This window comes from Alteromonas sp., from assembly GCF_984505615.1.
This window is the reverse complement of sequence record NZ_CFHOXV010000011.1, coordinates 24,498-43,717: the sequence shown is the minus strand read 5'-3', so window position 1 is coordinate 43,717 and position 19,220 is coordinate 24,498. Positions and strand designations below refer to the sequence as shown.

Sequence of the window (19,220 nt, the reverse complement as noted above, 5' to 3'; positions counted from 1 at the left end):
CTGCGGCTGAATATTAAACCTTTGACAGGATTTCACTATGGATAGATTGAGCAGGACTAAATGGGTGGTAGACTGTGCGCCGGGCATTACGGGAAGCGAAGTATGAATTGGTTTAGTAAGGGGAAGGCGGCATTGGTGCTGGCTGTTTTAATCGCCGGTGTGGCAATCTGGCAATGGTCTGCAGCAGAAGCGCCACTATTTGATAACCCTGATACGGTTGTGGCGACAGAACCCTTACCTGCACAATTCTTTGAGCATGACGTCAGCCCGGTTTTGACGAAGCGTTGTGTGGTATGTCACGCTTGTTATGACGCTCCCTGCCAGCTGAAAATGACAGCGCCGGAAGGTATTGCCCGCGGAGCGAATAAAGAGAAGGTCTACGAAGGTACCCGCTTAACTGCTGCACAGCCGAACCGGTTATTTATCGATGCGCATTCTGAAGACGCCTGGCGCAAGCGTGGCTTCTTTTCTGTTTTACCTGATGAAGACAGCGACGTTGTGCAGGAAACGCAAACCTCTGTGCTGGCGCAGATGCTGTTATTAAAGCGGGCCAATCCGCAACCTGATACTACCCACCTGGGAGACGGTTTCGATATCAGCTTAAACAGAGAGCAGCAATGTCCGACACTTGATGAAATGGGGCGTTATATTGCAGACCAGCCTCTTGGGGGCATGCCTTACGCGTTACCGGGCCTGAATGCTGAAGAAGAACTGACACTGCTTAGATGGTTGCAGCACAATGCACCTTTACCTGAATCGCCTTCGTTAGACGAAAAGACTGTCGCTAAAGTATCGGAGCTGGAAACGTGGCTGAATGCAGATAACAACAAAGCGAAATTGTCTGCGCGGTATATTTATGAGCATCTGTTCACCACCCATTTGTATTTTGAAGGCCTGAGTCCCGAAGGCGAAACACCACAGTTTTTTAATCTTGTGCGGTCAGCCACGCCGCCGGGTAAACCGCTTTCGGTCATCGCAACCCGCCGGCCCTTCGACGACCCCGGTGTTGAGCGGGTGTGGTACAGGCTCCAGCCTGTGTTCTCAACCATTGTCAGCAAAACCCATCAGCCGTATGTGATTGATGACGATTTACGGGCTAAATGGCAGGCCTGGTTCGTGGATGCGGAATTTGATGTGCCGGCATTACCTTCTTATAAGCCGGATGTGGCGGCAAACCCTCTCACGTCTTTCACTTTGTTACCGGTGAAAAGCCGGTACCGTTTCATGCTGGAGCGGGCACAAAATACCATCATGGGATATATCAAAGGGCCGGTCTGCCGTGGTCAGGTAGCACTGAATGTCATTAATGATCGTTTCTGGGTGTTCTTTGTCGATCCGGAAGTGGCGGCTTCAGAAGAGCTTAATGAATTCTATGCCTCCCAACGGGAAAATCTGCATCTGCCGGCAGAAAAAGACAGTACTGCGTTAGCGGTAAGCTGGGTGAAATACGCCCGCCGCCAGGGCGAATACATGCGTGCCAGAACGGCGTTTCTTAATGAAGCGTTTAAGCAGGGTGAACACCTGAGTTTACAAAGTGTCTGGGCCGGCGACGGCAAAAATACTAACGCCAGTCTGACCGTATTTCGTCATTTCGACAACGCCACCGTGGTGAAAGGTATGGTGGGTAAACCCCCGAAAACCGCATGGGTGATTGATTACGCCCTGCTTGAGCGCATCCATTATTTGCTGGTGGCCGGATTTGATGTGTATGGCAATTATGGTCATCAGTTGATGACAAGGCTCTATATGGATTTCCTGCGAATGGAAGGAGAATCGAATTTCCTGACATTACTGCCACCAGAAACCCGCCGTATCCAGTTAGCTGACTGGTATCAACATGCCGGACCGGAACTGACGGATTACATTGAGGGCGATATCAACAGTTTTGAGCAGGACACCGGGATTGAATACGACACCGGTAAGCCAAAAGGGGAGTTGTACCGCCTTCTGGATGCTTATCTCAAGCACGTTCAGCCGGAGAATACCGGATTACACAGTGATGTACTTAACGAAGAGCAGCTTGCCGCGCTGACTACCATAGACGAATTACCTGCTCAGCAAGCCACAATCATGCCGGAGATCACCATGATTATGGTGCGAAGTGACGAGAAACCGGAAGACTTCGAGGTGTTTACTGTACTCAGAAATAGCGCACACTTTAACGTAAGCAGCTTGTTTGAAGAAGATAAGAACCGTGACCACGCCAACGATTCATTAACCCTGGTTCAGGGCTTTCTGGGCAGCTACCCGGATGTATTCTGGCAGGTTAATGCCTCAGATATTCCACAGGTCGTAAAGCAGTTAGGTGAAGTGAAAGACGAAAGTGACTATCAGCATTTGTTAGACAAGGTGGGGGTACGCCGCACCAACCCTGAGTTCTGGTCATTCAGTGATGAGCTTATCAGATGGTCAGAAGCGCGTTATCCCGTTGACGGCGGACTGCTGGATTACAACCGGTTAGAGGACCGGTAGGGGCATTGGCTGAATATTATATCCAGCCAATAAGCGTTACTCCCCATGCAACAGCAGCCATCGCAATTGCAACCATGACGGCTGCTGAAGCGAGATCTTTGGCGAGTCCGGACATAGGGTGTAATTCCAGCCCGATACGGTCAATGGTGACCTCAATGGCGGTATTAATAATCTCCGCAAACATGACGAACAGGACTGAAATCAGTAATAACCCTTTTTGCTGAATCGGAATATCCCATGCTACCAATACAATAAGCGCGCCGGCCAGAAGCAGTAGCTCTTGTCTGAATGCCGCTTCATTCGTGGCTAGCCATTTGAGCGCTCGCCAGGAGTGACCGGCAGCAAGTATGATGCGTCGCATCCCGCCGGGCTTTTTCGTGTTATTGAAGTAAACAACATTGCTGGTAGATTTATTTACTGGCATGTGGCGAATATATCCTGTTCAGATTGATAGGTAGTGCTGACAACGCCGGTTAAGCCCAGAAGCGTGTCATATAAATTATCCTGAGAATAAGGGCGATCTTTCAGTGATTTTGCGCAACTTAACTTAGCCGTCATATCATCGCCGTTTCGCCAGTAAAGCATAGGGACGTGGGTTTGTTCTTCCGGCGCTAAACTGTAAGGAAAACCGTGAAGGTATAAGCCTTTTTCTCCCAATGATTCACCATGATCAGACAGGTAAAGCAACTGTGCGTTTTCCACGGCTTTAAGCTGCCCGATGATGTGACTTAAAACAAAGTCGGTATACAAAATGGTGTTGTCGTAGGTATTCGATAACTGCGTCATGTCGCAATTTTGAATATCGCTCCTCGCACAGTCAGGCGCGAAGCCGCTGAAGTCCCCGGGATACCGGCGATAGTAAGTTGGCCCGTGGGACCCGATCATATGCAAGACTATCAAACGCTTCTTCTGTGTGTTTTGTTTAAGCGTTGCCTCCAGCTGGTTAAGCAATATTGCATCCAGACAATAATCGCCGTCGCAGAAACGTTCATCCCGCGCCGGGTCGTAAGGGATTGTTTCAATGCGGCTGCATACCCCTTTGCAGGTGCTGTTATTGTCAATCCAGGTCACGGAGTAACCCGCGCGATGAATAATATCCAATACATTGTCCTGGCTGTGGGCAATGCGACTGTCATAGTCGTCGCGGTTTAAACGGGAAAACATACAGGGAACGCTTACGGCAGTTGCAGTGCCGCAGGAAGTGACCTGAGTAAAACTGACTACTTTCTCCCCGGATAAAAGGGGATTGGTATTTTTGCTGTAGCCATTCAAACTAAAACGATCGGCTCTGGCTGTTTCGCCCACCACCATGACAATGGTGTCCGGTAAGTCCCGGGTGCTTTCAGTGAGGGTGGGGTGGCTGTCTAAAATACGATATGGCAAAGGGGGAGATAAATAATTATCGCGAATATATTTATAGCCAGCATCGTAGAAAGCGAGGGGCGTAATCTGTTTGATGATGTTCCGGTTGTTTCTGCCAACTGCCGCATAATCTTTGTAAAAAAGTGCTGCGATAAGTGCAATTGCCACAATGGCAATGCCATTAATCATCAGAATATGTTTAATACTTTTACTGAACGCCGTTTTGATTTCCATATTGCACAGTGCGAATACAGGCAAAATGCCCAGTACACAGAAGAACAAAACAAAGCTCGCGTTAAGATAAGAAAATGCTTCTCCTGAATTCGTTTCTATCAGGTTCTGAATCATGCTTTTATCGAACAACAGGCCGTATGCTGTCATGCCGTAAAATATCAGTGACGCAATAATGATGTGTAACGCGGAAATCATCCGCGGAAAAATTAATCCCCCGCTCAGAGTGGTAAAAAGTACGAGCAGGCTGAACAGCAATACAGGAACCGTGGCCAGAAACGCATAATCTTTCACGCTGTCAGGCGACACAGCCGCCCATACTGTGCTTAAAAAGGGAACGTTAAAAAGCAGGGTAATGAGTAAGCAGGAAGACACAAGCGTTTGTGCCGGGGTTAGCCTGAATTTTAGTAAAGCGAAAATACGCATCCTGTCGGGACCGGGTTAATCTTATTTCGCTGCATCTTAGGACTGGATCCTTAAGAATGTCTTAAGGCAAACTGATTGTTCCGGGAGCGTTATACCAATAAATATGTGCATAAAAAGCAAAGAGTTACATCTTCAGCTAATCTTAAGTTTTCTGGTATAAACTTCGACGATTTAGTTTTTAAAAGAGGTTGGCGATGAGAGTATTGCTGATTGAAGATTCCGATGCGCTCAGACGTAATATCACCATCGGGCTTAAAAAGTTAGGCTATGCCGTGGACAACGCTGCTACCGGTACGGATGGGCTGAATATGGCGCTATTGGGTGAATATGACATCGTGATCCTTGATCTCATGTTGCCACACCTTGATGGAATGGAAATTCTGACGGTATTAAGGAAGAAAAACATCGATACCCGGATAATAATCTTATCGGCCCGTTCTGAACCTGACGATAAGGTTAACGGCATCATTGCCGGTGCCGATGATTATCTGGCAAAGCCGTTTTCCTTCGATGAATTATGTGCCCGTATGGTGAACCTGATGCGACGGGGAAAGCTCGTTCACAGTGATGACAAAGTGGTGGTGGGAGACTTTACGTTAGATCTGCAAAGTAAGCTTTTACTGCTGAATCAAACGCCGGTAGATCTGACCCCAAATGAATACCGGATTGTGGAGTGTTTGTTCCATAATAAAAATCGCATAGTGACATCAGAGCGCCTGAGTGAGTCCATAGCAGGGAGCTATGACATGGTGTCTAAAAATGCCATTGAAGCCCATTTGTCTGCGGTAAGAAAAAAGGTGCGTAAACTGGGCGGCGAATTACCGGTTAAAAATAAGCGGGGATTCGGCTATATGGTCGCAGAGGAACTATGATCTCTATTCGCAAAACACTCACCCGGCGCTTATCTATTGCTATCTCATTGCTCATTGTAGCCGCCTTGTTAATTACAGATATTGCCGTGGACGGTTGGGTTGAGCGCCAGTTCAATCATGGGGTACATGACAAAATTGGCCTGTTAGAAACGCTGGTCGATGAAGACACGACCGGCGTCGAATTTGAGTTCGCCGGTGAGTACTATCCGGAATTTACCGGCACTAATGATCCTGAGTATTTTCAATTATGGTACGACGGGGAGACGTTCGAAAAGTCACCCACTCTGCATATGCACAGTATGAATGTCCTGCCATTTAAAGTGGTTAAGGAAGGCGAAACAGTACTGGAAGATATTGTTTTACCAGATGGCAGGAACGGGCGTATTGCCTATATTCGTTTTGTTCCTCAAATCGATACCGAAAACAGAGAGGCCTATTTCGCCACAAAACAAAAAGGCGAGCGTAAACCGATGACACTGGCCTACGCGGTTTCGATTGAGCAATTACAGTATTCACTTTGGCTCATCGACGCCGCTTTCATTCTGGCACTTATCATTGTTCCATTAACGGTGCGCTTTACCGTGAAAAACACGGTGGCATATGCATTAACCCCATTGGACGACTTTATTGGTCAAATCCGCAATACGCGCTTAATCGATAACCCTCAACCGATGCAAATGAAAGTGCCGGTTGAAGAATTACTCCCTGTGGTTGAGAGCCTTAATTACTTTATTGCAGAAAACAGTCGCCATTATCAACGGGAAAGAAGACTTACGTCTGATATTGCCCATGAGCTGAAAACCCCGGTGACTGAACTTATCACCATGGCTGAAATTGCGACCCGCTTTCCCGATGATGAAGAGTTAGAAGCTCACTTTAAACCTGATGTCTTAACGATTGGTTTAAGGATGAAAAGTATCATTTCAGGGTTAATGCTTTTACACAAATACTCTAATCAGAAACTGGCTTGCGCAGACATTATCGATGTTTGCGATCTGCTTACAAAAGTGATTGATGCTGAAGTAAGTGGAAGGGTAAAACTGGTCATCGCTGAAGGTACAGATGCCACCGTCAAAAGTAACTTATTTGCGTTGGAGTCCGTATTTACCAACCTGATTGCCAACGCATTGCAGTACAGCCCGACTGACTCGAAAGTGATTTGCAATATCGAGAAGCTTACCGGTGATACTCTGGATGTCGTGGTAAGCAATACCATGCAAAAACCGGTTAGCGACGAAGAGTTACAATTGATGTTTGAGCCTCTGTGGCAACACGATCCCGCCCGTACTTCGACAGAAAACTTTGGCCTTGGACTGGCTATCGTCAAAACACTGCTGAAAGCTGTGGATGCGGGAATAAAGGTGAGTGCTGATAAGGGCTATATCTCTTTCCGGGTTAGTTTGCCGGTGTAGTGTCAAAGCCCGTTATACCAACTCGTTATAACGGGCTTTTAACTAGTAATGCTACATGTCCAAAACGACAGTTTTGGGTTGATAAATTACTCACATGCCAGCACCGTTGAGTGCTCTGGCATTTTTTGAATAAACACATCGGCAAGGCTTAACGTACCGCTACCTGATGTGCGCAGGGCGAAGGCAGTTGTCAGTGTGTTTACGTCAGGGGAGGCGAAACATTTAAGGGGTAATGCCATTGACTGCCAGCTGTTAGCCTCGAAACCCGACAGCGCCGGTGCGATGTTGACGCCGGACGAACAGGCTTTATCGCTGTCTTGCTGTTCAGAACACAAGGTAACGAAAACATCATCTGAAAAAGGCTGCGAGACATTGACACTGAAAACCAGCGAAGCAGTTTCAGCTATTTCATCCGGTGCGACCAGTTCACCGCTTCCCGTGCGCGTGAAAGTAATACCTGCCGGCGTCTTTCCATCGAAGGTGACGGTAATCGCATCTTCCTGTACCACTTTGTCGCTGGTGCGGTAAGTAATGCTGCCGAAGGATTCAGCGCTGGCGGCAACAGTTTTGTGTTCATTGTTTGAGGTAAGCTGTAACGACCATGGCGCGCGGACGCCGCTCTGTAAAATGGCAACAGACTCTGCAGATTGTTGCTTAAGGCTTTCATCTTGTTCGTTCAGGTTGTCCGGCAGAACATTCTTGTCGCTGAAGGTTAAACCAAATCCATAGGGCAGGAGAGGGGCGTAATCATCATCTCCCACATTGGCTATCTGCAGGGGTGATGCCGGCCATGAGAAGGGCAGTTTACCTTTAAAATCAGTGTCGCCGAATAATACCTCTGCCACAGCCGCACCTTCGGATCCCGGAAGCCAGGCGGCAACGAACGCATCCGAGGCATTCAGTTCAGCATTCACCCACATCGGCCTGCCAGAAATAAACACCGATACCACAGGGATCCCGTCTTCTTTCAGTTTCTTCAGTAAGGCCAAATCTTTCTGATTACCTGGCTGGTAGGCGAGTGTTTCTCTGTCGCCCACACCTTCTGCATAGGGCTCTTCACCAAATACGACAATGGCCACATCGGGTTTGCTGCTATAGCTGCCATCAACCGATAAAGTGGCATTACCGCCAGCTTGCTTTGCGTACTGTGAAATACCATCAAATACCGACGTGCCACCAGGGAAATCGTCATTGGTATTGTTCGTCCCCTGCCAGGTAATTGTCCAGCCGCCGGATTGTTTGCCAATGTTGTCAGCCGCATCACCGGCCACCAGAATGTTCGCGCTTGCAGACAGCGGTAACAGGCTTTGTTTGTTTTTCAGTAAAACCAGAGATTCCTTAACGGCCTGACGGGCGACTTTTCTGTGTTCTTCACTGCCAATCAGAGACTGTTTACCGGAAAGCGGGCGCTGGGCAGGGCTGGCTTTATCAAAAAGTCCTGCCCGCATTTTTACCCGCAGAATGCGTCTTACCGCATCGTCTAAACGGGCGCTGCTGATGGTGCCGTCTTTCACCTGCGCCACTGTATTGTGGTAAAGCGCTTTCCAGTCGGAAGGTACCATATAAATATCGAGGCCAGCGTTAATCGCCTGAGCGCAATTGTCGTTAGTGCAGCCTTTAATCTGACCATGTCCGTTCCAGTCGCCCACCACAAAGCCGTCGAACCCCATGCGGTCTTTCAGCACGTCTGTCAGTAAGTATTTATGACCATGTAGTTTTTTGCCGTGCCAGCTGTTAAATGACGCCATAACCGATTGCGCGCCCGCAGTAAGACCGCCCACATAGCCCTGAGCGTGAATATCAAACAGGTCTTGTTCTGTAGCGATGTTGTCGCCCTGGTCGTCACCTTTCACTGTGCCGCCATCACCAACGAAGTGTTTTACGGTGCTGATCACCCGCTCGTCACCCAGGAAATCACCGGCATCAGCATGGCCTTGCAGGCCTTTAACCACAGAAGCAGCATAGGCTTTTACAATTTCAGGATCTTCCGAGTAGCTTTCATAAGTGCGGCCCCAGCGGTCATCACGCACAACGGCAACTGTTGGTGCAAATACCCAGTCGATCCCGGTGGCCATGACTTCCTGCGCCGTGATGTTAGCTATCTGTTCCATTAACTCAGGATTGTTGGCCGCGCCAAGAGCAATATTCTGGGGAAACAGCGTGGCACCAATCACATTATTATGACCGTGTACCGCATCTGTTCCCCACATGGTTGGAATCGTTGAGCCGTCTTTACTGTCGTCAACAGAAGCCTGATACATGGCTTCTGCCAAATCTATCCATTCCTGCGGCGTTGCATGTTTATTACTGCCGGGAAATGAGCCTCCGCCGTTAAGATAAGAGCCAAAGCCGTATTGACGCATATCTCCCGGGGTAATACTGCCGATTTCAGGCTGGATCACCTGTGCGACTTTCTGCTCAACAGTCATTGACGCTAACAAAGCAGACACTCTGTCTTCCGTCGCCTGGTCCGGTTTAACGGCTATATCCAGATGAGGCCAGACTGACGAACTGTCTGCGTTATCTGTGGAAGAAACACAGGCTGTCAGAAAAACGGAGGCAACGACCGTCGAGAGCAAAGTCTTTCGCATAATGTAGAACCTTCATAGTTAGATTTGAAAGCGCTTACATTTTGTAATAATGTTATTTGAAAGCGCTTACATTTTTTCATGATAATTACACGAAGCGTTAACAAGTTCAATCCTGAATAACGAAAACTGGTTTGCCTGCCGGGAACAGATATGAAAAAAATTGAGTTACCTGATGACAGCCCGATGTGGCATCGCGATTTCCTGTTTGGCGTTGCTACGTCCAGCTATCAAATTGAAGGTGGCAGGCATCAGCGGGATGATTGCATATGGGATCTTTTTTGCAAAAAGCCCGGTGCCATCAGCGATGGATCTGACGGCGATATTGCCTGCAGGCATATCGAAAAGTGGCGGGAAGATGCTGAGCTTATTGTATCCCTTGGCGTGGATGCCTACCGGTTGTCTGTGTGCTGGCCCAGAGTTATCAATGATGAGGGAACAGTGAATGAGGAGGGGCTGGCTTTTTACATTGAATTGGTAACCTGGCTGCACAGCAGAGGGATCAAAGTCTTTATTACCCTTTATCACTGGGATCTTCCGCAATGCATTGAGGACAAGGGCGGGTGGTTAAATCGCGATACTGTCCGGGCGTTTGCGCGGTATGTTGACGTTGTTGCCAGCGCTCTGGGCGATAAGGTTCATGCCTGGGCTACCATCAACGAGCCTTTTTGTTCAGCTTATCTGGGATACGAAACCGGTGTGCATGCGCCGGGAATTACCGGTGTTAAAAATGGCAGACAGGCAGCACACCATATATTAATGGCCCATGGTCTTGGCATGAAAACCTTGCGCGCCTGCTGTCCCGACGGCATTCATGGCATTGTGTTGAATTTTTCTACCTGTATTGCTGCGTCACCGTCTGCTGATGACATAAGAGCTGCCGTTCAGGCTGATGCCTATCACAACCAGTGGTATTTGCAGCCGGTGTTAACCGGTGAATACCCGGATATCCTGCTGTCACTGGCGCCGGAAGAGCGGCCGGAAATTCTGCCGGATGACATGGCGTTAATCCGCCAGCCGCTGGATTATCTGGGTGTTAATTATTATTCGCCGACAGTATACCGTGATAATGGCAAAGGTAGTTTTATTGCGCAGCCACCCCGTGATGTACCGGTTACGGATATGGGATGGGAAATCCGGCCGGAAGCGTTCACTGAATTGCTGGTGTCGCTGCATCAGCGTTATCAACTGCCGCCGGTGTATATCACCGAAAACGGAGCCGCGATGCATGACATTCTGGTCAACGATCAGGTGTACGACGACGACCGCGTCGCCTATTTTCACACTCACTTAAATGCAGTGGATGAAGCCATGCGTCAGGGCGTGGATATACGCGGCTATTTTGCCTGGTCACTGATGGATAATTTTGAATGGGCATTTGGCTACAGTAAGCGATTCGGACTGGTCTACACCGACTATGAATCCGGACGACGCATCATTAAGCAAAGCGGATTTGCTTATAAAGAGTTGATAACCCGCAAATAACCGGTAAATTGGTGGCATGATGAAGGCGCAGTATTTTTATTATGGCAACCATTTACGAAGTTTCTAAAGCAGCAGGTGTTTCGCTGGCTACAGTTTCCCGGGTGATGAACGGCAATGCCAAAGTCAGTGACCGGACGCGACAAAAAGTCGTGGATGCCATGGAGGCGTTAGGTTACAAGCCTAATGCTATCGCCCAGTCTTTAGCTTCAAACCGCACAAACAGTGTGGGTTTACTGGTGTCTGAACTGCACGGCTCTTATTTTGGTGATCTGATGAGCACCATAGAGCTGATCCTTAAAAAACACGGCAAACACGTTATTATTACCGCGGGCCACGTCGATGAAAGCCGTGAAACAGACGCCATCGATTTTCTGACCAGCCGGCGTTGTGACGCACTTATTGTCCATGCGGAAGCCGTGACTGATGACTATCTGGTTTCCTTAAGCAACGCATCGGTACCGGTGGCGGTGGTGAACCGTAAAGTTAACGGCCTGGAAGATAAGTGTTTTGTTGCTGATAACGTGGATGGTGGTTATCTGGCGACAAAAGCGGTACTGGACAAAGGTCACCGGAATATCGGCTACATCAGCGGACCACTTTTTAAAACAGATGCCTCGGACCGGTTGACCGGACATAAAAAGGCATTAGCAGAAGCGGGTATCAGTTTTGAGCCTTCACTGATGTTTGAGGGAGACTATCATGAGTCGTCAGGTCAGGAAGGGTTTACCAGCCTGCTGGCTCAGCACCCGGATATGACTGCACTGGTGTGCGCTAACGATGAGATGGCCTCCGGGGCAATGACTGCCGCCAGAGAAGCGGGTTTTGATTTACCCGGGCAGTTGTCGGTAGTGGGGTTTGATAATGCCATTTTCTGTCGCTACCTGTATCCCAAACTGACCACGGTAAGTAACCCGGTACGTGCCATGGGCGAAATGGCAGCGCACTGGGTGCTGGAACATGTTTACGACATCAAATGTCCTCAACCTGTCACGCATATTTTTGAGCCTGAACTAATCTTACGGGATTCGCTGGGACCGGCACCCCATGCTTAACAGGCTTTCTCCTTCGCTGCGTTCCACACTCATTGTAGCGCTCGGCGGGTTCATTTTTGGCTTTGATGCCAGCGTGATTTCCGGTGCTGTCGGTTTTATTGATTTAGCTTTCGGGTTGTCAGACTGGCAGCAGGGGTTTGTTGTCAGCTCTCCCACACTGGGCGCATTAATCGCCATGTGTTGTGCCGGTGCGGTCAGTGACGCTATTGGCAGGCGAAAAACCCTTATCATCATTGCTGCGCTGTATCTTGTTTCCGCTCTGGCTTCAGCATTGTCGGTGAATTACTGGATGCTGGTAGGCGCCAGATTTCTTGGCGGTATGGCATTTTGTTCACTGCTAATCGCGCCGGTGTATATCGCAGAAATCAGCGCTCCGGAAAATCGCGGCAAAATGGTGTCAGTAAACCAGCTCAATATTGTCACGGGTCTGGCACTTTCGTACTTCAGCAATTACGCCTTCCTTCAGCTCAGTGGCAGTGATGCGCAATGGGTAAGTGATCTGGGGATCAGTGACAACTGCTGGCGTTACATGTTGGGACTGGAAATAATACCGGCGGCCATATGGTTAGTGCTGTTGTTTAAAGTGCCCCGCAGTCCGCGCTGGCTCATGCTTAAAAATCGTCATGCAGAAGCCGGACAGGTGGTCAGAAAACTGTTCAGTCATGAGCAGGCTGAAAGACAGCTGGCGGCTATGAGCCAGTTATCAGAACAAAAACACTGGCGATGGCGGCAACGACTTGGATTTCTGGTTGCACCCCGCATGCGCTTTCCTCTCATTGTCGGATTAATACTGGGTGTGTCACAACAAATCACCGGTATTAACGTGATATTTTTCTACGCCCCGACCATTTTTGAGCATAGCGGAGTCGGCACGGATGCGGCTTTTATGCAGGCAATCTGGATAGGGTTAATCAATATTGTTTTCACCATTATTGCTATGGTGACCATAGACCGTTGGGGCAGAAAACCGTTGCTCGTAACCGGACTCTGCGGAGTGATGCTGAGCATGGCAATCTGTAGCTGGGGCTTTAAACAAGCCACTTATGAACTGAATTCTGTGGAAGTGGCTGAAATTTCACTTGGCGATCCAGCGCTGGCCACACAACTTGTGCCACTCACGGGTAAGGCATTTTCATCAGACGTGTCATTTAAGCAGTCTTTAATAAATGCACTGGGACAGGAACAATACAGTCAGCATCAGCGGGTGCTGTTAAGTAAGGGCATCAATATGAATGCACCAGTGGTTCTCTTTGGATTACTGGCGTTTGTGGCATCCTATGCCATGTCTTTAGGGCCTGTCATGTGGGCCATGCTGGCAGAAATATTTCCTAATCAGAGCAGGGCCCTCGCCATCTCGGTGGTGGGCGTAGTTAATTCCCTCTCCAGCTTCCTGGTCCAGTTTCTGTTTCCCTGGGAGCTGATGAATCTCGGTGCCGCCGTCACCTTTGCCTCCTACGGCATATTCGCGCTCATCAGTCTGGTGCTGGTGGTTAAACTGTTTCCGGAAACCAAAGGACGTTCGCTGGAGCAAATCTCTGAGGGATTGTAGAGGAGCCTCTTGCGTGTGCAGGCTGGCATCAAGGACAGTTGCGAAAGCGAACTGAGGTGGTAAGTTTGCTCAACAACCCGGTGAAATGGCAGAACTTGTGTTGCCATTATCTGGTTGATTTTGATTGTATCTCTGCATCACACCCTAAAAGAAAATTACTCTATGAATCTGGCAAACCGGTATCTGAACTATGCATTCACTGGCATGACGTCTGTAATAATTGTACTCACGTTTTTCAAACCTCTCTGGTTTGTAGAGTACGAGGCATTCAGGATAGCCATCCTGATTGGGGGCGGCTTCCTGCCGGTGTTGTATTGCCGGAAGTTGTTGACAACCTCAGGTTAAAAAGCAGTGCGCCAGGCGCACTGCTTCTCCATTCACTTTTTACAGTTCAAAAGACAGTCTCACATATGCCTGACGGCCTAACGGATCGGCGGCGGTAGACAGGTACTTGGTGAAATAAGCTGCCGGCGGTTCGCGGTCGAACAGGTTCACGGCACCCACAGCAATCTGATACTGCTCGTTGCCGCCAAAGCGGAACGCATACTGCGCATCAATCACCGTGGATGAACTGATCTGTCCCCATGGTGTGGTGTAATTCATCGGCAGGAACACGTCATCTTCCACACCATCAACAAAGCGCATGGTGACGTTTGCGGAGTGGGCGTTGTGTAACCAGGATACCTGCATCGTGTCGCGATATTCCGGTGCAACAGAGCCGGGGTTGTTGTCGTTTCTGCGTCCCACTACGTCATACACGGGTTGGTCCGGGCCCACCTGCACGGTGTACTCGTTAATCCAGGTCAGCGAGTTACTGATGCTGAGAGTGTGACCATCAATGATTTCTGTACGGTAATCCAGACGCCAGTCAATGCCGTTTGTTTCGGTTTTACCCGCATTGAAATATCCCACGTTTACCGCCAGTAACCGGCCATCAGCATCCCGAATCAAATCAGGCCCGTTTGGATCCCGCTCTATCACCTGTGTTGCTGTTTCTGCTGTTACCTGATTCTCGAACTCAAAGCTCCAGTAATCTAACGATGTGGTTAATTCATCTGTTACTGTCCAGGTCATGCCGATATTGACGTTTGTTGATTCTTCCGGCTCCAGGTCGGGATTGGCAATTGTATTGATTACACGGAAAGTTCCGTTGTCATTCGGGTCCAGCGGATCAATAGTCTGGCTGACGCCGGAAGATGACTGATTCCCCACTGAGTGCGCCAGAGACGGTGCTCTGAAAGCGGTACTGGCAGAGAGTCTGAAGGTGAGGTCGTCGGTCGCACGCCAGTTAAGACCTAATTTCGGATCAGTAGTGGTGAAGCGCCCGTAGTCTTCATAGCGCAACGCCAGTTGCATATCTAAATCCAGTGTCCAGGGCAGGAATAACTCTGCAAAGACAGCATCGATGGTCCGTGAGCCTTGTCCCGGAGACTGCTTGCCGGTAAAGCCCCAACGTCCGGCCTGCGTCGCCGCATCAACAGTAACTTTACGGGTTTCCTTTCTGGTTTGCCCGCCAATAGCCACACCAATCGTTCCGCCGGGTAAATCAAACCAGGATCCGTTGGCAACAAATTCAATGATTTGATAAATCACTTCATCTGAGGAACGGCCGGGTTGCAACAGGTTGTAAAATACGCGGTCGTCATGGTTAAGCTGATCTTTACCAAAAGGGCTGAACCAGACACAGTTTCCTTCACCGGCGGTTTCAGCACTACTTGGGTTGCCAAACGGATCTGTCTGGCAATCAGCGCCACCATAACCATTTAAAGCATTTTGCAACATTTGCAGATCAGTGTCCGGCTCTGTATTCAGTGCGCGCTCCTGACTCCACACGCCGCTGACTTCGTACTGCCAGTCAGAGAAGCCCAGCTCACCTTTCCCCCCTAATACTAAATGGGTACCGTCCACGTCAGATTCTGCGAGACGGTAATCCGCATTAATTCCCAGCACACGGCCATTGAACTGGACATCAACGCCGAAAGGGTTATATGGGTTTTCTGCCGGGACAACAGGGGATCCCAGTGAGATGGGCATACTGGCGACACCATAGCGATTACCTTCCTGCTTATAGAAGCGGCCTTCGAAGAACATCTCATGCTCATCATTTACCAGGTAATTGGCTGATGCATAGGTTAACCAGGTTTTAGACTCTGGCATGATAGGGTTCATTTGCTGGTAGCTGAACTGGCAAGTGCCGTAGGGAAACGGATTGCTGCCAACATAAATGCCGCCGGTGCCTTCGGCGGTACAGTGTGGATCGGCCAGCGTCACTCTGTTGCTGTCTGTATCTGCAGAAATCTGGTCGTACAGGGCGGAATAGTTTACCGGCCCGTTTACGCCGTTATCGATGATGACATCTGAACCGTCAGCGCCGACAGGGCGCTCTGTAAGAACGAAGTTGCCCGGCTGCGCTGTCCCTGAGGTGTTGTTAGTGGCTGTGACGGCGCGATCTGAATTCTGCAAATTTGATTTGTACTCGTAGCTGCTGGCAATCATGCCGTGAAACTTGTCGTTTCCGCCGCCCAGTTTAAATTGCAGCAAATTAGCCGGAGCGTTTTCAATCGCTGTATGTTGCCAGCTGGCCGTCACACCTTCGTAGCGGTCATCGGTTATGATGTTCATGGCGCCGGCTATGGCATCAGAACCATAAATGGCAGATGCGCCGTCCAGTACGGTTTCAATTCTTCCCACCGCGATAGTGGGAACTAAGGCCGCAAGGTTGGTGTAACTGTTCCGTTTAGCGTCCATTTCCTGTGAAGAAACACGGTGTCCGTTAAGCAATACGAGCGTGGAAGAGGGGCCCAGACCCCGCAAGTTAGCAGAACGGGTCTGACGGGATTCTGAGCCACCGCCGGCGAGGTTATTTACGCCGCCCACACTGCCAGTGTTCGCTGTATTGTTTACAATAATATCGTCCACACCGGAAAAACCGGATCTGAGGATTTCTTCACTGCCGACAATCTGGATGGGTGATGACATGGAAGCCTGTGCATCGCGGGTCACATAACTACCGGTCACTCTGATGACTTCAACGTCTTTTTCTTCTTTGTCCTGAGCAAAAACAGTTGTTGATGTAGCCGGGTTAAGCAGGGCGGCGAGAACGGCGAGTTGCAGCTTGCTTCTTAAGAGCGGATGCTTTTTTGATGTGCTGAACATGATGTATAGTCCTGAATCTGGTCGGACGGCAACCACTAATGCCGTCCTGTTTTATGTGTTTGCCAGCTCCCGGCTGGCAGTCCTTATCAGTTCTCATCACACCATGGTGATATCAATAAGTTAAATTGATTTATACTATTAATTAACAAAATTTTAATATGAATGGGTTTTAAGTTTTTGAAATATAATGATTTGGTGTCTAGGGGATTAGCTAAATTTTTTCGTTAGCCCATATAGACATTATTTAAGTATGGTTTTGGCGGGGGCTAACTGAAAAGTCTCTTTTGATTTACCGTTTACCGGTGCGTGGATGACGCCGGGCTCTGTGCCGTGCTCAACCCACTGTTGCAGGGCAGGAAAAGCATCAAATTCGCTGATAAACGGACCGCCGGCACAGTGAGACATGCCCGGCACTTCGTAATATCTGGCATTAAAAGACGCTCCGGTATCTGCCGCGGCTTCACGGAAATAGCGTGCCGTATCGGCTGATGATACAACCGGGTCTGCCAGGCCATGATAAATAATGAGTTTTCCGCCTTGTTGCATGAAGGCAGACAAATCCGTTTCTGTGGCGTCGATACGCGGGGAGAGAGCGTTGCTTGCCCGCTGATAATCTGTGTGCCAGTCAAATGTCCATGGATCCCATTCCGCCTGATCAAATGCCCACAAACGCCAGAAGTCTGCTCTGGCAGGTTGCAAAGGATTTTTCGGATCGGCCATATAAGCGGCCCAGCCTGCACCTCCGGTGTATTCACTGCCGGGTGGAAAACCGGGATAGATTTGCTCGCCGGTGACAGGATCGACCGGCCCCTGATAAATCTTTTGCAGGCGGGATAGTTTATCAGCGCTCAGGCATTGGGTATCACGGTCATTTTGACATTGCAAAACGGTGAGATCCGGCTTGCACGACTCTGTTCGCAGGATCACGCCCTTCGCCGGGCCAGATTCTTCGCCGCACTGCCGGGCAACGGTTCGGGACAGCAAAGCGAGATCCGGTTTGGTGATTACCGCTTCTCCCGTTTGTTTGTCATGAAATTGCTGAAAAAGCCACAGAAAGGCGGCATTAAGGGCAATCCGGTTGTTGCCCGGAGCCCCTGCCAGCACACCATCAAAATCCTGCGGAAAATACTGAACACTGGCGAGAGCCTGATGGCCACCGGTGGAACATCCGGAAAAATAGCTGAACTGCGGTGCATCGCCATAGACATGTTCAATGAGGGTTTTACCTGTTTCACTTAATGCATGAACCGCATACCGTCCCCAGTAATCAATCCGTTCAGGTACGTCTGAGGCGAAACTTAAGTCGTCTCCGCGATGGCCTGTATTTGTAGCCCCCACAGCGAACCCTTTATTCAGAAATGCCGTCATGGCACTTTGGGCAATACTGTCGCTGTAACCCCCGTTTCCAAAGGCAATAAACCGGCCATTCCATTTATCCGGTGCGGGCAGCCAGGTGTATACCTCAATAAATGAACCGGCTGACCGGCTGAGCGTTGCAGGTCGCACCTGTGTGGTCACGCGGCAATGTTGCGCTTTAGTTTCAATGTGGCTGACAACGCCGTCTTCCGGCCCGGCTTGTTTGATAGCGTTGCAAAAGCCGGTCAGATCTTTTGCTGTTAATGTGTGAGAACTCAGAAGGCAAGTGGAAACTGCAAGTTGGCTCAGCAGTAACCGGATTAAGAACACCCGGCTCATTGTGCATTCTGCCTGTTCAGCATTGCCAGACCGGCGCGTGACGTAGTTTGTCGTTGCAGTGCCTTGTTTATCCATAATCCGGTTTCACTGAGTTTGAGTAAAGCGATGCCGTGGTTAAACCCTTCGCGGTCAAGCAGATAAACGAGATCCTCAGTGGCTACATTGCCTGTAGCGCCTTTTGCGTAAGGGCAACCGCCAATGCCGCCCACAGAGGCATCAAAGGTACGGATGCCTTCTTCCAGTGAAACATAAATGTTGGCAATGGCCTGCCCGTAAGTGTCGTGCATGTGCATGGCAATTTTGTGTGGCGGTATGCTCTGTAACAGGGCTTTCAGTAAGTGCCTGATACGTCCGGGCGTGCCGGTGCCGATGGTGTCACCTAATGACACTTCAACACAGCCCATATCAAACAGCTTCTCTGTGACATCAATCACACTTGCGTGTGAAACGTCACCGTCATATGGGCAGCCCGCAATGCAGGATACGTATCCCCGCACCGGTATGCCTGCTTGTTGCGCCGCACGGGTAACTTCTGCAAAACGGATCAGGCTGGTGGCAATATCGCAATTCAGGTTTTTACGGGAAAACCCTTCTGATGCTGAAGCGAATATAGCGACTTCATCTGCACCGGCACTCACTGCCTGCTCAAAGCCTTTCAGGTTAGGTGTGAGGGCTGAGTAAATCACCCCGGCTTTCCGTGTTATACCTTCAAATACGGCAGGGGTATCCGCCATTTGCGGAACGCGGTCCGGGCGTACAAAACTGCCGGCCTCAATATGTATTAACCCGCATCCGGCAAGCTGGTCGATGAGCGTAATTTTCGTTTTCAGGGAAACCGGAAGCCGTTCGCTTTGCAGGCCATCTCTGGCACCCATTTCCACTATCTTAATATCGGTGTTCGTCATGTTTTTACCCTGTAA

At 49.5% G+C, this 19,220-nt stretch carries 12 protein-coding genes; 6 read left to right on the top strand and 6 right to left on the bottom strand.

Annotated features, from left to right (window positions below; genetic code table 11):
- Positions 1-102: 102 nt before the first annotated feature.
- Positions 103-2,472, top strand: coding sequence for a fatty acid cis/trans isomerase (locus AC4PME_RS08910; protein ID WP_491045921.1), 2,370 nt, complete (start codon positions 103-105; stop codon positions 2,470-2,472).
- A gap of 16 nt (positions 2,473-2,488) precedes the next feature.
- Here AC4PME_RS08910 and AC4PME_RS08905 read toward each other — a convergent pair whose 3' ends face one another.
- Complete coding sequence (locus AC4PME_RS08905; RefSeq protein ID WP_119500318.1) at positions 2,489-2,896, bottom strand: diacylglycerol kinase; 408 nt, start codon at positions 2,894-2,896, stop codon at positions 2,489-2,491.
- Positions 2,887-4,491, bottom strand: coding sequence for a phosphoethanolamine transferase (locus AC4PME_RS08900; protein ID WP_491045922.1), 1,605 nt, complete (start codon positions 4,489-4,491; stop codon positions 2,887-2,889). The genes AC4PME_RS08905 and AC4PME_RS08900 overlap by 10 nt, the downstream gene beginning before the upstream one ends.
- A 194-nt stretch (positions 4,492-4,685) precedes the next feature.
- Here AC4PME_RS08900 and AC4PME_RS08895 point away from each other — a divergent pair, with 194 nt between their 5' ends.
- Both AC4PME_RS08895 and AC4PME_RS08890 read left to right on the top strand, forming a co-directional pair.
- A complete protein-coding gene (locus tag AC4PME_RS08895; RefSeq protein ID WP_491045923.1) occupies positions 4,686-5,363 on the top strand; it encodes a response regulator transcription factor in 678 nt (225 codons plus the stop codon).
- Positions 5,360-6,775 (top strand): sensor histidine kinase, encoded by a 1,416-nt coding sequence (locus AC4PME_RS08890; protein ID WP_491045924.1) that lies wholly within the window; start codon positions 5,360-5,362, stop codon positions 6,773-6,775. The genes AC4PME_RS08895 and AC4PME_RS08890 overlap by 4 nt, the downstream gene beginning before the upstream one ends.
- Positions 6,776-6,861: 86 nt before the next feature.
- Here the strand turns inward: AC4PME_RS08890 and AC4PME_RS08885 are convergent, their stop codons facing one another.
- A complete protein-coding gene (locus AC4PME_RS08885) occupies positions 6,862-9,366 on the bottom strand; it encodes a glycoside hydrolase family 3 protein (protein ID WP_491045925.1) in 2,505 nt (834 codons plus the stop codon).
- Between the two features lie 150 nt (positions 9,367-9,516).
- On the opposite strand from AC4PME_RS08885, the gene AC4PME_RS08880 reads away from it, so the two are divergent.
- From AC4PME_RS08880 to AC4PME_RS08870, 3 genes are read left to right on the top strand one after another with little or no spacing between them, the layout of a single operon-like run.
- Positions 9,517-10,848 carry a GH1 family beta-glucosidase gene (locus tag AC4PME_RS08880; protein ID WP_491045926.1) on the top strand — a complete coding sequence of 444 codons (1,332 nt, stop codon included), beginning with the start codon at positions 9,517-9,519 and terminating at the stop codon, positions 10,846-10,848.
- Positions 10,849-10,889: 41 nt separating this feature from the next.
- Complete coding sequence (locus AC4PME_RS08875; RefSeq protein ID WP_491045927.1) at positions 10,890-11,900, top strand: LacI family DNA-binding transcriptional regulator; 1,011 nt, start codon at positions 10,890-10,892, stop codon at positions 11,898-11,900.
- A complete protein-coding gene (locus AC4PME_RS08870; RefSeq protein WP_491045928.1) occupies positions 11,893-13,449 on the top strand; it encodes a sugar porter family MFS transporter in 1,557 nt (518 codons plus the stop codon). Before AC4PME_RS08875 ends, AC4PME_RS08870 begins: the two co-directional genes overlap by 8 nt.
- A 384-nt stretch (positions 13,450-13,833) precedes the next feature.
- On the opposite strand, the gene AC4PME_RS08865 is transcribed toward AC4PME_RS08870, so the two are convergent.
- From AC4PME_RS08865 to AC4PME_RS08855, 3 genes are all read right to left on the bottom strand, one after another.
- Positions 13,834-16,605, bottom strand: a complete 2,772-nt coding sequence (locus AC4PME_RS08865; protein WP_491045929.1) for a TonB-dependent receptor domain-containing protein — start codon at positions 16,603-16,605, stop codon at positions 13,834-13,836.
- A gap of 240 nt (positions 16,606-16,845) precedes the next feature.
- A complete protein-coding gene (locus AC4PME_RS08860) occupies positions 16,846-18,375 on the bottom strand; it encodes a tannase/feruloyl esterase family alpha/beta hydrolase (protein ID WP_491045930.1) in 1,530 nt (509 codons plus the stop codon).
- Positions 18,297-19,205, bottom strand: coding sequence for a hydroxymethylglutaryl-CoA lyase (locus tag AC4PME_RS08855; RefSeq protein WP_491045931.1), 909 nt, complete (start codon positions 19,203-19,205; stop codon positions 18,297-18,299). Before AC4PME_RS08855 ends, AC4PME_RS08860 begins: the two co-directional genes overlap by 79 nt.
- Positions 19,206-19,220 lie beyond the last annotated feature (15 nt).

Coding starts and splice junctions, on each gene's coding strand:
- AC4PME_RS08910 (WP_491045921.1), top strand. CDS start 103: ATGAATTGGTTTAGTAAGGGGAAGGCGGCATTGGTGCTGGCTGTTTTA.
- AC4PME_RS08905 (WP_119500318.1), bottom strand. CDS start 2,896: ATGCCAGTAAATAAATCTACCAGCAATGTTGTTTACTTCAATAACACG.
- AC4PME_RS08900 (WP_491045922.1), bottom strand. CDS start 4,491: ATGCGTATTTTCGCTTTACTAAAATTCAGGCTAACCCCGGCACAAACG.
- AC4PME_RS08895 (WP_491045923.1), top strand. CDS start 4,686: ATGAGAGTATTGCTGATTGAAGATTCCGATGCGCTCAGACGTAATATC.
- AC4PME_RS08890 (WP_491045924.1), top strand. CDS start 5,360: ATGATCTCTATTCGCAAAACACTCACCCGGCGCTTATCTATTGCTATC.
- AC4PME_RS08885 (WP_491045925.1), bottom strand. CDS start 9,366: ATGCGAAAGACTTTGCTCTCGACGGTCGTTGCCTCCGTTTTTCTGACA.
- AC4PME_RS08880 (WP_491045926.1), top strand. CDS start 9,517: ATGAAAAAAATTGAGTTACCTGATGACAGCCCGATGTGGCATCGCGAT.
- AC4PME_RS08875 (WP_491045927.1), top strand. CDS start 10,890: ATGGCAACCATTTACGAAGTTTCTAAAGCAGCAGGTGTTTCGCTGGCT.
- AC4PME_RS08870 (WP_491045928.1), top strand. CDS start 11,893: ATGCTTAACAGGCTTTCTCCTTCGCTGCGTTCCACACTCATTGTAGCG.
- AC4PME_RS08865 (WP_491045929.1), bottom strand. CDS start 16,605: ATGTTCAGCACATCAAAAAAGCATCCGCTCTTAAGAAGCAAGCTGCAA.
- AC4PME_RS08860 (WP_491045930.1), bottom strand. CDS start 18,375: ATGGATAAACAAGGCACTGCAACGACAAACTACGTCACGCGCCGGTCT.
- AC4PME_RS08855 (WP_491045931.1), bottom strand. CDS start 19,205: ATGACGAACACCGATATTAAGATAGTGGAAATGGGTGCCAGAGATGGC.